Annotated in this window: 14 protein-coding genes; 8 read left to right on the forward strand and 6 right to left on the reverse strand. The window is 65.7% G+C overall.

Annotated elements, in window-relative coordinates:
- The first annotated feature begins 21 nt into the window (after positions 1-21).
- Positions 22-1,578 carry an alkyl hydroperoxide reductase subunit F gene (gene ahpF / locus G369_RS0120545; RefSeq protein WP_019655913.1) on the forward strand — a complete coding sequence of 519 codons (1,557 nt, stop codon included), beginning with the start codon at positions 22-24 and terminating at the stop codon, positions 1,576-1,578.
- Between the two features lie 69 nt (positions 1,579-1,647).
- Here ahpF and ppsR read toward each other — a convergent pair whose 3' ends face one another.
- The gene (gene ppsR / locus G369_RS0120550) at positions 1,648-2,469 is read right to left on the reverse strand and encodes a posphoenolpyruvate synthetase regulatory kinase/phosphorylase PpsR (protein ID WP_026346522.1); all 822 of its coding nucleotides are present in this window, start codon (positions 2,467-2,469) and stop codon (positions 1,648-1,650) included.
- Between the two features lie 183 nt (positions 2,470-2,652).
- On the opposite strand from ppsR, the gene ppsA reads away from it, so the two are divergent.
- The 7 genes from ppsA (at position 2,653) to dnaB (ending at position 8,791) form a co-directional block, all read left to right on the forward strand.
- Positions 2,653-5,046: a phosphoenolpyruvate synthase gene (gene ppsA, locus G369_RS0120555; protein ID WP_019655915.1), complete on the forward strand. Its 2,394-nt coding sequence runs from the start codon at positions 2,653-2,655 to the stop codon at positions 5,044-5,046.
- A 134-nt stretch (positions 5,047-5,180) separates the two neighbouring features.
- Positions 5,181-5,627, forward strand: coding sequence for a hypothetical protein (locus tag G369_RS0120560; RefSeq protein WP_019655916.1), 447 nt, complete (start codon positions 5,181-5,183; stop codon positions 5,625-5,627).
- A gap of 116 nt (positions 5,628-5,743) precedes the next feature.
- Complete coding sequence (gene rpsF / locus G369_RS0120565; RefSeq protein WP_019655917.1) at positions 5,744-6,118, forward strand: 30S ribosomal protein S6; 375 nt, start codon at positions 5,744-5,746, stop codon at positions 6,116-6,118.
- Between the two features lie 4 nt (positions 6,119-6,122).
- Positions 6,123-6,437, forward strand: a complete 315-nt coding sequence (gene priB / locus G369_RS0120570; protein WP_019655918.1) for a primosomal replication protein N — start codon at positions 6,123-6,125, stop codon at positions 6,435-6,437.
- A 21-nt stretch (positions 6,438-6,458) separates the two neighbouring features.
- Positions 6,459-6,740: a 30S ribosomal protein S18 gene (gene rpsR, locus G369_RS0120575; RefSeq protein ID WP_019655919.1), complete on the forward strand. Its 282-nt coding sequence runs from the start codon at positions 6,459-6,461 to the stop codon at positions 6,738-6,740.
- A 12-nt stretch (positions 6,741-6,752) separates the two neighbouring features.
- On the forward strand, positions 6,753-7,205 hold the full coding sequence (gene rplI, locus G369_RS0120580) for a 50S ribosomal protein L9 (RefSeq protein ID WP_019655920.1): 453 nt from the start codon (positions 6,753-6,755) through the stop codon (positions 7,203-7,205).
- A gap of 179 nt (positions 7,206-7,384) precedes the next feature.
- Positions 7,385-8,791, forward strand: coding sequence for a replicative DNA helicase (dnaB, locus tag G369_RS0120585; RefSeq protein WP_019655921.1), 1,407 nt, complete (start codon positions 7,385-7,387; stop codon positions 8,789-8,791).
- Between the two features lie 23 nt (positions 8,792-8,814).
- On the opposite strand, the gene G369_RS0120590 is transcribed toward dnaB, so the two are convergent.
- The 5 genes from G369_RS0120590 to G369_RS0120610 form a co-directional block, all read right to left on the reverse strand.
- The gene (locus G369_RS0120590) at positions 8,815-9,591 is read right to left on the reverse strand and encodes a helix-turn-helix transcriptional regulator (protein WP_019655922.1); all 777 of its coding nucleotides are present in this window, start codon (positions 9,589-9,591) and stop codon (positions 8,815-8,817) included.
- Between the two features lie 67 nt (positions 9,592-9,658).
- Positions 9,659-10,108: a GyrI-like domain-containing protein gene (locus G369_RS0120595; RefSeq protein ID WP_019655923.1), complete on the reverse strand. Its 450-nt coding sequence runs from the start codon at positions 10,106-10,108 to the stop codon at positions 9,659-9,661.
- A 14-nt stretch (positions 10,109-10,122) separates the two neighbouring features.
- A complete protein-coding gene (locus G369_RS0120600; RefSeq protein ID WP_019655924.1) occupies positions 10,123-10,572 on the reverse strand; it encodes an EVE domain-containing protein in 450 nt (149 codons plus the stop codon).
- A 6-nt stretch (positions 10,573-10,578) separates the two neighbouring features.
- Entirely contained in the window at positions 10,579-10,950 is a 372-nt protein-coding gene (locus G369_RS0120605; RefSeq protein ID WP_019655925.1) for a VOC family protein, read from the reverse strand.
- Between the two features lie 159 nt (positions 10,951-11,109).
- The gene (locus tag G369_RS0120610; protein ID WP_019655926.1) at positions 11,110-12,894 is read right to left on the reverse strand and encodes a PhoH family protein; all 1,785 of its coding nucleotides are present in this window, start codon (positions 12,892-12,894) and stop codon (positions 11,110-11,112) included.
- Positions 12,895-13,096: the final 202 nt, after the last annotated feature.

Genomic DNA, 13,096 nt, shown 5'->3' on the forward strand with positions numbered 1-13,096 from the left:
GTTATCGAAAGAGAGTCCCTCATGCTCGACGCAAACACCAAAGCCCAATTGAAGAGTTACCTCGAACGCGCCACGCAGCCGATCGAGATCGTCGCCTCGCTCGACGACAGCAAGGCCTCGGGCGAGATGCTGTCGCTGCTGAAGGACGTTGCCGAATCGTCCCCGCTGATCAAGCTGACCGAAAGCCGCGACGACAACCACCGCAAGCCCTCGTTCTCGGTCAACCGCCCGAGCGAAAACCACGGCCCGCGTTTTGCCGGCCTGCCGATGGGCCATGAATTCACGTCGCTGATCCTTGCCCTGCTGCAGATCGGCGGCTATCCCCCCAAGGTCGAGCAGGCCGTGCTCGACCAGATCAAGGCGCTCGACGGCGACTTCGAGTTCGAGGTCTATGTCTCGCTCACCTGCCACAACTGCCCCGACGTGGTCCAGGCCCTGAACCTGATGGCGGTGCAGAACCCGCGCATCCGCACCACGATGATCGAGGGCGGCACCTTCCAGGAGGAGGTGAAGGAGCGCCAGATCATGGCTGTGCCGACCGTGTTCCTCAATGGCACGGAGTTCGGCCAGGGCCGCATGAGCCTCGAGGAGATCCTCGCCAAGATCGATACGAGCGGCGTCGAGCGCGAAGCCAAGAAGATCGACGGCAAGGACCCGTTCGACGTGCTGATCGTCGGCGGCGGCCCTGCCGGCGCTGCAGCGGCTGTGTACGCGGCGCGCAAGGGCATCCGCACCGGCGTCGCCTCCGAGCGTTTCGGCGGCCAGGTGCTCGACACCATGGGCATCGAGAACTTCATCTCGATCAAGGAAACCGAAGGGCCGAAGTTCGCCCATGCCCTCGAAGAGCATGTGCGCGACTACGACGTCGACATCATGAACCTGCAGCGCGCCAAGGCGCTCGTGCCGGGCAACGGCCTGATCGAAGTGCAACTCGAGAGCGGCGCCTCGCTCAAGAGCAAGTCGGTCATCATCTCGACGGGTGCGCGCTGGCGCAACATCAACGTGCCCGGCGAGCACGAGTTCAAGAACAAGGGCGTGGCCTACTGCCCGCACTGCGACGGCCCGTTGTTCAAGGGCAAGCGCGTGGCGGTGATCGGCGGCGGCAACTCGGGCGTCGAGGCTGCCATCGACTTGGCCGGCATCGTGGGCCACGTCACGCTGATCGAGTTCGACACGCAGCTGCGCGCCGATGCAGTGCTGCAGCGCAAGCTCAAGAGCCTGAAGAACGTCGACGTGTTCACCAACGCGCAGACCACCGAGATCACCGGCGACCAGAAGGTCAACGGCCTGATCTACAAGGACCGCGCGACGGGCGAATCGAAGAAGGTCGAGCTCGAGGGCGTGTTCATCCAGATCGGCCTCGTGCCCAACACCGACTGGCTCAAGGGCACGGTCGAGCTGTCGAAGCACGGCGAGATCATCGTCGACGCGCGCGGCCAGACCTCCGTGCCTGGCGTGTTCGCGGCGGGCGATGCGACCACGGTGCCGTTCAAGCAGATCATCATCGCGGCCGGCGACGGCGCAAAGGCGGCGCTGGGTGCGTTCGACCACCTGATCCGGACGTCGGCTCCTGCGTAAGCCACCATTGGCGACGTGAAGCGAAAAAGCGCCCCGGCGGGGCGCTTTTTCTATTCAAGGGAAGCGGTATCAATAGATCAGCCGCTCCGGCCGCAACTCCTGCAGGATCGTGGTGGCGATCTCCTCGATCGACTTGGTGGTGGTCGAAAGCCAGCGGATGCCTGCGCGCCGCATCATGGCCTCGGCCTCGGCCACCTCGTGGCGGCAGTTCTCGATGCTCGCGTACCGCGAATTCGGCCGGCGCTCGTTGCGGATCTCGCTGAGCCGCTCGGGCTGGATGGTCAGGCCGAAGATCTTCTTGCGATGCGGGATGAGCGCCGGCGGCAGTTGCCGGCGGTCGAAATCTTCCGGAATCAGCGGGTAGTTGGCCGCCTTGAGGCCATGCTGCATCGCGAGGTAGAGCGATGTGGGCGTCTTGCCGCTGCGGCTCACCCCTACCAGGATCACGTCGGCACCTTCCAGGTCGCGGTTGCTCTGGCCGTCGTCGTGCTGCAGGCTGAAGTCGATCGCGGCGATGCGGTCGTTGTATTCCTTGCTCTTGCTGACGTCACTGAAGCGGCCGATGCGGTGGTTCGACTTCGCGGCCAGCTCGATTTCCAGGGGGCGCACGAAGGTGCCGAACATGTCCAGCAGCATGCCCTTGCAGCCGGTCTCGATCACCTCCAGCACCTCCATGTTGGCCAGCGTCGTGAAGACGATGGGCCTGGCGCCCTCTACTTCGGCAGTGTGGTTTATCTGCCGCACCGCCTGGTGGGCTTTGTCGACCGTGTCCGTGAAGGGCAGCCGGACGTGGCGCGGCTTCATCTCGAACTGGGCCAGGACGGCGTTGCCGAAGGTTTCGGCGGTGATGCCGGTGCCGTCGGAAATGAAGAAAACGGTGCGTGAAGGAATAGTCATGCGGCCTTGTCCTGCGGCGCGGACCACGTTGCCCCGCCTACAATGAGGGCCATTATCGGGAATCCGCCTTCCCAGCCCAATTCTCTCCATGCACGCCGCGCCCGCACCCAAAGCAACGAGAACGATCGTGCTGCGCCGTCTGCATGCAGCACCGGTTTCAACTTCTGGAGCTTTCCCATGTCTGCACTTTTCGACGCGACCGCCCTGGTCGTACCGTTTGAAAACCTGAGAATGACCGACGTCGAGGCGGTTGGCGGCAAGAACGCCAGCCTCGGCGAAATGATCTCGCAGCTGCCGCAGGGCGTGCGGGTGCCCACCGGTTTTGCGACCACGGCGCACGCATTCCGCCAGTTCCTGGCCCACGATGGCCTGGCCGACAAGATCAGCAAGCGACTGGCCGCCCTGAACGTCGACGACGTGCGCGCCCTGGCCGCCGCAGGCGCCGAGATCCGCGGCATGGTCGAGGCCCAGCCTTTCCCCGCCGACCTGCAGAAGGCGATCACCGAGGCCTTCGCCACGCTGAGCGCCGGCAATCCGTCCGCTTCGTTCGCTGTGCGCTCCTCCGCCACGGCCGAAGACCTGCCCGACGCTTCGTTCGCAGGCCAGCAGGAAACCTTCCTGAACGTGGTCGGCATCGACGACGTGCTGCACAAGATGAAGGAGGTGTTCGCCTCCCTCTACAACGACCGCGCCATCAGCTACCGCGTGCACAAGGGCTTCGAGCACGACGTGGTCGCGCTGTCGGCCGGCGTGCAGCGCATGGTGCGCTCCGACCTGGGCGCCGCCGGCGTGATGTTCACCATCGACACCGAATCAGGCTTCGAGGACGTGGTCTTCATCACCTCCAGCTACGGCCTGGGCGAGACGGTGGTGCAGGGTGCCGTGAACCCCGACGAGTTCTACGTGCACAAGCCGACCCTGAAGGCCGGCAAGAAGGCCGTGATCCGCCGCAACCTCGGCTCCAAGCTGATCCAGATGGAGTTCGCCACGCCCGAGGAGAAGAAAGCCACCGGCAAGCTGGTGAAGACCACCGACGTCAAGGCCGAGCAGCGCAACCGTTACTCGCTGACCGATGCAGAGGTCGAGCAGCTTGCCAAGTACGCACTCGTGATCGAGGAGCACTACGGCCGTCCGATGGACATCGAGTGGGGCAAGGACGGCACCGACGGCCAGCTCTACATCCTGCAGGCGCGTCCCGAGACGGTGAAGAGCCAGCAGCAGGGCAAGGCCGAGCAGCGCTACAAGCTGCTGGGCAAGGGCACGGTGCTGGCCGAAGGCCGCGCCATCGGCCAGAAGATCGGCACCGGCCCCGTGCGGCTGGTGCACAGCATCAGCGAGATGGACCAGGTGCAGGCCGGCGACGTGCTCGTCACCGACATGACCGACCCCAACTGGGAGCCGGTGATGAAGCGCGCTTCCGCGATCGTCACCAACCGCGGCGGGCGAACCTGCCACGCGGCCATCATCGCGCGCGAACTGGGCATTCCGGCCGTGGTCGGCTGCGGCGACGCCACCGACCTGCTGAAGGATGGCACGCTGGTCACGGTGAGCTGCGCCGAGGGCGACACCGGCTTCATCTACGACGGCCTGCTCGAGACCGAGGTGACCGAGGTGCAGCGCGGCGTGATGCCCGAGATCGACATCCAGCTGATGATGAACGTGGGCAACCCCCAGCTCGCGTTCGACTTCGCGCAGCTGCCGAACCACGGCGTGGGCCTCGCGCGCCTGGAGTTCATCATCAACAACAACATCGGCGTGCACCCGAAGGCGATCCTCGACTACCCGAACGTCGACAACGACCTGAAGAAGGCTGTCGAGTCGGTGGCCCGCGGCCATGCTTCGCCGCGCGCCTTCTACGTCGACAAGGTGGCAGAGGGCATCGCGACCATCGCAGCGGCCTTCTGGCCGAAGAAGGTGATCGTGCGCCTGTCGGACTTCAAGTCGAACGAGTACCGCAAGCTGATCGGCGGCAGCCGCTACGAGCCCGAGGAAGAGAACCCGATGCTGGGCTTCCGTGGCGCCGCGCGCTACCTGAGCGCCGACTTCGGCGAAGCCTTCGCGATGGAATGCGAGGCCCTCAGGCGCGTGCGCAACGACATGGGCCTGACCAACGTGCAGATCATGGTGCCCTTCGTGCGCACCCTGGGCCAGGCGGAGCGCGTGACCGGCCTGCTGGCCGAATACGGCTTGAAGCGCGGCGAGAACGAGCTCAAGCTGATCATGATGTGCGAAGTGCCGAGCAACGCCATCCTGGCCGACGAGTTCCTGCAGTTCTTCGACGGCTTCTCCATCGGCTCGAACGACCTGACCCAGCTCACCCTGGGCCTGGACCGCGATTCGGGCCTGGAGCTGCTGGCCGCCGACTTCGACGAGCGCGACCCGGCCGTGAAGGCCATGCTGAGCCGCGCCATCAAGGCCTGCAAGGCGCAGGGCAAGTACGTCGGCATCTGCGGCCAGGGCCCCAGCGACCATCCCGACTTCGCGCTGTGGCTGGCGGAGCAGGGCATCGAATCGATCTCGCTGAACCCTGACAGCGTGATCGATACCTGGCAGCAACTCGCCAAGCGCTGATACGCGCAACTCTCCTGGATTGCGGAAATCCCCATCGGGGGATTCCCGCGACCTGGGAGTGATATTGAAACAAATTGCGTATTTGATGCCAGACTGGCGGGACTCACGGGCGTATCCCGGAAGGGAAGACCACCATGATCCTCGTCAAGACAGAAGCAGGCCACCAGGCGCTGAAAGACCGTTCGATCCCGCTGTCGCCGCGCCAGCGCTCTGCTTTCATCCTTTTCGATGGCAAGCGCTCGGTCGACGATGTGCTGGCCGCCGGCATGGGCATCGTGCGCGAGGACATCGACCAGATGGTCGGGCTGGGTGTGCTGGCACCCGTGGCGGGGAGTGCGGCGGCGCCTGTCGAGGCGGCGCCCGCCCAGGGTTCGTCCGGCCGCAGCAGGCAGCAGCGCTACAAGGATGCCTATCCCATCGCGACGCAGCTCACCGGCAGCCTCGGACTCAAGGGCTTCCGGCTCAACCTGCAGGTGGAGGGCACGACCAGCTACGAAGACCTGCTTGCGCTGGCCCCGAAAATCCGGGCCGCCGTCGGTCCCGAGAAGGCCGCGGCCCTGGACAAGGCTCTCAACGACTGAGCCAGCTTGCCGAAACGGCCTTTGCAGGGCTATAATCGCCGGCTTTGCCTTGCCACACTGCGCCCGACGCTGCAGGTGGCTTTTCCTCTTCCTCGGAAGAATCCACAAGGAGTGCCATGCGTCACTACGAAATCATTTTGCTGATCCACCCGGATCAGAGCGAACAAGTTCCGGCCATGCTGGAGCGCTACAAGGGCCTGATCACGGCCGGCGGCGGCAAGGTCCACCGCGTCGAAGACTGGGGCCGCCGTCAGCTGGCCTACCAGATCAACAAGCTCAACAAGGCCCACTACCTGTGCGTCAACATCGAAGCTGAGCAGACCGTGATGGGCGAACTGGAACACGCGTTCAAGTTCAACGACGCCGTGCTGCGTCACCTGACCGTCCAGAAGAAGAAGGCCGAAACCGGTCCTTCGTCGATGATGAAGACGGTCGAGCGCGAAGAGGCCCGCAAGGCCCAGCAGGCCGAGTACGCCGCCAACAACAACTGATGGCGTGACTGCCGCCGCTGCGGCAACCGGGGTCAACCAGCTCCTGCTGACCGCCTCCGTTGCCGAACTCGGTAACTTGCGATTCACGCCAGCCGGCTTGCCAGCCATCGACCTGAAGCTCGAACACGAGTCGACGCTCCAGGAGGCAGGGAAGCTCAGGCAGGTGAAGACGGCCCTCAAGGCCGTTGCCTTCGGCGCCATCGCCGAGCGGCTTGCAAGGCAGTCGATGGGGAGTCTCTGGCGTTTCCAGGGCTTTCTCGCGACACCGGGCAACGGCAAGCATCCGGTCCTGCACATCCAGGATTTTCAGCAAGATTAATTTTCGACAAGAGGTCCCGAAATGGCCACGTTCAAGAAATTCAACAAAGACAAGCGCCCGAAGCGCAACACCCAGTCGCTGCTGTTCAAGCGCAAGCGTTTCTGCCGCTTCACCGTCGCCGGCGTCGAGGAAATCGACTACAAGGATGTCGACACGCTGCGTGATTTCATCAGCGAAAACGGCAAGATCATCCCCGCACGCCTGACCGGCACGCGCGCCATCTACCAGCGCCAGCTGAACACTGCCATCAAGCGCGCGCGCTTCCTGGCCCTGGTGCCGTACAGCGACCAGCACCGCGTCTAAGGAGTCGAGACCATGCAAATCATTCTTCTGGACAAGGTTGTCAACGTCGGCGCCCTGGGCGACATCGTCAAGGTCAAGGACGGCTACGCACGCAACTTCCTGATCCCGTCGGGCCGCGCCCGCCGTGCCACCGCTGCCAACAAGGCCGAATTCGAAGCCAAGCGCGCCGAACTCGAAAAGGCTGCGGCCGCCAAGCTGGCTGAATCGCAAGCCCAAGGCGAGAAGCTCGCCGGCACGACCATCAAGCTGACCCAAAAGGCCGGCGTGGACGGCCGCCTGTTCGGCTCGGTCACCAACAGCGACATCGCTGAAGAGCTGGGCAAGCAAGGCTACAAGGTTGCCAAGGCGCAAGTGCGCCTGCCCAACGGCCCGATCAAGGTCGTCGGCGACAGCAGCGTCAGCGTGGCTCTGCACACCGACGTGGTGGTCGACATCAACGTGACGGTCTACGGCGAAACCGCCTGATCGTCCATGGCGCCTCGAGCGCTGAGCAAAAGCCGCCTTCGGGCGGCTTTTCTTTTTCCGCGCCGATGTTGTCCCGTCTTTTCCAGCCGATTGCACTGGAAGATCACCGTTTATTCACAACCTTGTCCACACGCGCATCGCCCTGCGCGGCTTAGCATGCAGGGTTGCAAGGGAAGTCCATGTCCGCCGTTTTTTCCTATGCCGACAACGATCCGTCGGCCGACCGCCAAGTTGCCCAACTCCGCATTCCGCCTCATTCCATCGAGGCCGAATCCAGCGTGCTCGGCGGCCTGCTGCTCGACAACGGAGCCTGGGACCGCATGGGCGACCTGCTGGTCGACGGCGACTTCTACCGCCATGAGCACAAGCTGATCTACGCGGCCATAGGCGGGCTGATCAACGCCAGCAAGCCGGCCGACGTGATCACCGTCTACGAGCAGCTGCAGAACCTCGGCAAAGCCGACGAGATCGGCGGGCTGGTTTACCTGAACTCGCTCGCGCAGTACGTGCCCAGCGCGAGCAACATCCGCCGCTACGCCGAGATCGTTCGCGAGCGTTCGATCCTGCGCAAGCTGGTCTCTGCCAGCGACGAAATCGCGACCAACGCCTTCAATCCGCAGGGCAAGGCGGTCGACAAGATCCTCGACGAGGCCGAGCAGAAGATCTTCAACATCGGCGAGGAAGGCACGCGGATGAAGCAGGGCTTCCAGAGCATGGATGCCCTGGTCGTCGACCTGCTCGACCGCGTGACGGAGATGGCCGAGAACCCGAACGACATCACGGGCGTTCGCACCGGCTTCAACGACTTCGACAAGATGACCTCGGGCCTGCAGCCGGGCGACATGATCGTGCTGGCCGCGCGTCCCTCCATGGGCAAGACCTCGCTCGCGATCAATATCGCCGAGCACGTGGCACTCGACGAAGGCCTGCCGGTGGCCGTGTTCTCCATGGAAATGGGCGCTGCCCAGCTGGCGGTGCGTATCGTGGGCTCCATCGGCCGCATCGACCAGGGCCACCTGCGCACCGGCAAGCTCACCGACGAGGAGTGGCCGCGCCTGACCGAGGCCATCGAGAAGCTGCGCACCGTGTCGCTGCACATCGACGAGACGCCGGGCCTTTCCACCAGCGAGCTGCGGGCCAACGCGCGCCGGCTCGCGCGCCAGTACGGGCGCCTGGGACTGATCGTGGTCGACTACCTGCAGCTGATGTCGACCAGCGGCTCCGGCGACGAGAACCGCGCCACCGCCGTGGGCGAGATCTCGCGCGGCCTGAAGATGCTCGCCAAGGAGCTGAAGTGCCCGGTGATCGCGCTGTCGCAGCTCAGCCGCGGCGTCGAAAGCCGCACCGACAAGCGTCCCATGATGAGCGACCTGCGCGAATCCGGCGCCATCGAGCAGGATGCGGACATCATCATGTTCATCTACCGCGACGACTACTACAACAAGGAGTCGAAGGAGCCGGGCGTGGCCGAGGTGATCATCAGCAAGCACCGTAACGGGCCGACCGGCACCGTCAAGCTGGCCTTCCTGAAGCCGCTGACCAAGTTCGAGAACCTGGTCGGCTACAGCAACAACGACGACTACTGAGGCAGGCGGCTGCCCGGCGGCAGTCAGCTGGTGCTGCTGCTTCCGGAACCGACGTCGGAACTGCTGCCTGCCCAGGGCGGGCGGCCATCCGGCTTCTGGGGCATCACCTTTCCGTGGGCCGCCTCCGCATCGACCTGCCGCAGCAGGTCCGCCAGCGTCTTGCCCGGCTCGTCGCGGAAGCGCTCGGGCAGCACCTCGATCGCATCCATGCGGTCGAGCCGGAAGCCCCGGAAGTCGTCGCGCAGCTCGCACCATGTCGACAGCGTCCAGACCTTGCCCCAGTAGAAGCAGCCCAGCGGCCGCACCGTGCGCTCGCTGGCGTCGCCCGAGACGTCGCGGTAGTGCAACCGCAGCTTGTTGTGCGACTGGGTCGCCTCGCGCAGCGTCTGCAGCCGCGCACGCAGGGTGTCGTCCAGGCCGAGCCCGGGCGCGTACAGCGCCAGCGCCTCGGCCGAGACACGCGCTGCGGAGGGCAGCACCGACAGGATCTTCCCCAGACCCGTCTCGATGTCCCGCGCCAGTGCCGGATCGACCCAGCTCTGCGCGAGCCGGGCTGCAGCGACCAGCGCCGCCGCCTCGTCCTGCGTGAACATCAGCGGCGGCAGCTCGAAGCCCGCGCCGAGCCGGTAGCCCACGCCGGCTTCGCCCTCGATCGGCACGCCCTGGTGCTGCAGGTCCGCGATATCGCGGTAGACCGTGCGCTCCGACACCTCCAGCCGCTGCGCCAGGAAAGCTGCCGTGGTGAGCCGGCGCCCACGGATGAGCTGCACGAGCTGGAAGAGGCGATCGGCGCGGCGCATCAGCAGGGCCTGGCGAGCGGGAGAGAGTGAGGCGCCGGCGGGTTGCGCCGGCTCTTGCTGAAGATGCTCATGAGACTCCGATGTGGATCGCTACCTTGTCCGGCCCTTCGTAGGCCTCGAAGTCGCTGCGATAGCGGCGTGCGACCTCCGGGTGCGCCTCGAAATACTGCCAGATGCGTTCCCACGTGGCGATCACCATCTGCGGCATCTGTCCCTCGCCGTTGAAGACCAGGTAGTCGCCGGCTTCCACGGCGAGGCTGTTCTCGCCGCCCGAGACCGCGACGCCCGCCGTGACGTCGAACGCGCCATCCTTGTCCGATTCGTAGGCCGAATAGAGGCTGAAGATGCGAGTGTCCGCGGTGCGCAGTGGCGTCGACGCATAGGTTTCCTCGCCGAAGAATCGGCCCCACAACTGGCCGAGGCGGGCGGTAGCGGGGTCGCGCTCCTCGCGGTTGGTGGTGCGGATGGTGAGGCCCGAGACGCGGAACGCGTCCTGGTGTCGGCGAACTGGTTCCATGTGTTTGCTTCTCCTCAAAGCGATAGTGTCTTCAGGTCGGCCTTCATGGCCTGCGCGATCAATTTGATGTCGTCGTCGCTGACGTCGAACATGCCGAAGCGGAACTTGTAGCCCCACTGCCGGGGGTTCTCGATGAAGGCCAGCCGCTCGATCAGCGGGGCGATCGGCGCCTCGTGCCCGGCGGCGTAGGCCACGTCGCGCCGCCATGGCACGAAGCCGTTGCCCATGTCGAACTCGTAGGGCTCGCCCGGCTGCACGATGCCGATCGACACGAAGCTCTGCAGCTTGTCCGTGCCGCCGAACACCGTGGCCGGTGAATAGTAGGCGACGCGGTCGCCCGCCGAAAGCCGCTTGAGCGGTGCATGCTTGCCGTGGCCGACCTGCATGAAGCCGATCGGCCGGTGGTCGCGCCCGCGCCGCGCATGCTCGGCGCTGGCCACTGCGATCCAGTTGCGTTGCGCCATCGCGAGTCACTCCAGCGAATGCAGGCCGACTTCGTTGCCCTCGGTGTCGCGCAGGTGGGCGATGAAGCCCATGCCCGGGGGCAGTGCCGACTTGGGCGCCACGATCTGCCCGCCGGCCGCCTCGACGCGCGCGAGCACGGCGTCGATGCTGGGGTTGCAGTCGAGGTAGATGCGGATGCCCGTGCCGGCGCGTGCGCTGGCATTGGCGCCTGCCTGCAGCGCGCCGCCGGTGGCGGGCTTGTCGTGCGGGAAGATGGCCAGCGTCTCGCCGCCGAAGTCCTCGCGGCGCAGCGTGCGGGCGAGCACGCTCTCGTAGAAGGTCTGGGCGCGGTCGATGTCGGCGACCGGGATCTCGAACCAGGTGATGGCGTTCTGCATTCGGAACTCTCTTTCTTTCGTTGCGTTGGAAGGAGCCCGGATGGTGCTGCCGGCCTACTGACAGCGTCTTGTCAGTAGGCTGTCGGGTGAATGAAAAAAGGCCCGCGCCGCTTCAGTGAAGCATGCGCGGGCCTGGTCTGGCCGCGGGCAGGGCCGCTGCTAGAGCACGTCGCTTGCGAAGTCGGCCAGGCGCGAGCGCTCGCCGCGCGCCAGCGTGATGTGTCCGCCGTGCGGCCAGCCCTTGAACTTGTCGACCGCGAAGGTCAGGCCCGAGGAGCCTTCCGTGAGGTACGGCGTGTCGATCTGCGCGAGGTTACCCATGCAGATGATCTTCGTGCCGGGGCCGGCGCGGGTGATCAGGGTCTTCATCTGCTTGGGCGTGAGGTTCTGCGCCTCGTCGATGATCACGTACTTGTTCAGGAAGGTGCGCCCGCGCATGAAGTTCATGCTCTTGACCTTGATGCGGCTGCGGATCAGCTCGTTGGTGGCCGCGCGGCCCCATTCGCCGGCACCTCCGCCGTCGCCCTTGGCCAGGAACTCGAGGTTGTCGTCGAGCGCGCCCATCCAGGGGCCCATCTTCTCCTCCTCGGTGCCGGGCAGGAAGCCGATGTCCTCGCCCACGCTCACGGTGGCGCGGGTCATGATGATCTCGGTGTAGCGGCGGTCGTCCAGCACCTGGGTCAGGCCGGAGGCAAGCGCCATCAGGGTCTTGCCGGTGCCGGCAGTGCCGGTCAGCGTGACGAAGTCGATCTCCGGGTCCATCAGCAGGTTCATCGCGAAGTTCTGCTCGCGGTTGCGCGTGTTCACGCCCCAAACGGCGTTCTTGCCGGAGCTGTAGTCCTTCAGCGTCTTGAGCACCGCGGTCTTGTCGCGGATCTCGGTGACGCGGGCGTACATGCTCGGCTCTCCGGGCGCCTCGAAATACACGAACTGGTTGATGTACAGGTTGGGCACCAGCGGGCCGCTGATCCGGTAGAAAGTGCTGCTGCCGCTTTGCCAGCTCTCGACGGTCTTGCTCTGGCGCGTCCAGAAATCGGCGGGCAGGGCGAGCGAGCCTGCGTAGAGCAGATCGCCGTCTTCCAGCGTCTTGTCGTTCTGGTAGTCGTCGGCGGCCAGGCCCAGCGCGCGCGCCTTGACGCGCATGTTGATGTCCTTCGACACCAGCACGACCTCCTGCTTCGGGCGGCCGGGGCGGTCCTTGGCGTATTCGTCGCGCAGCGCGTGCACCACGCCGAGGATCTGGTTGTCGGCCTTGCCCTGGGGCAGGCTGATGGGCAGCGAGTAGTCGAGCGGGGCGGTCTGGAAGAACAGGCGGCCGCCGGCCTCGCGATGGCCGGTGGTGTCGAGCTTCAGGCCCTTGTCGATGTCTGCCCCCTGGGCAGCTGCCAGCGCGTCGAGCGTGCGGCTGGTCTGGCGGCCGTTGCGGGCGACTTCGGTCGTGCCCTTCTTGTGGCCGTCGAGCTCCTCCAGCACGATCATCGGCAGGAAGATGTCGTGCTCCTCGAAGCGGAAGAGGCACATCGGGTCGTGCAGCAGCACGTTGGTGTCGAGCACGAACAGCTTGGCGGGGCCGTTGGACTTGCTGCGCTTGGCGCGGGCCGGCGGCTGGGGCGCAGGCTCCACCGCAGCCGCTGCAGGCTCGACGGCCGGGACCCTGGTCTCGACCTGGATGAGCGCCTGGGGGGCGGGCGCGCTCACTGGGGCTGGCGTGGGAGCGGCCTTCGACCTGGTGCGGCGAGCGGGACGCACCGCGCCGCCGCCGCCGGCGCCTTCGGCGCCGAGGCTGTCGAACAGCTCGAGCGGCTGAGGACTGCGCGCCGCAGCTTCGTCAGCGCGCGAATCGCCGGAACGGCGGGAACCCCGGTGCGATGACCGGGCGGGCGCATCGAGCGCGTCCGGCGAGAGCAATGCAGCGCGTTTCGTGGGGGCGGGGGGCAATGGCATGTGTCAGATCGCTCGCAGGAAGTGGGAACCAGAAAACGAAAAAGCCGCCTGAAGACCAAGGCGGCTTTGTTCGGAGGATGCGGTCGTGGAGCTCAACGGCATGAGGCCATTATGCACACCGCGGAAGACGCGCCGGCAGCTCTTTACGCACCGTTGGGCATTTCCCACGCCGGGGCGGCAAGGCTTGATTGCTGCCGGTTCG

It is taken from the genome of Variovorax atrisoli 110B (assembly GCF_000382045.1).
GTDB lineage: Bacteria > Pseudomonadota > Gammaproteobacteria > Burkholderiales > Burkholderiaceae_C > Variovorax > Variovorax atrisoli.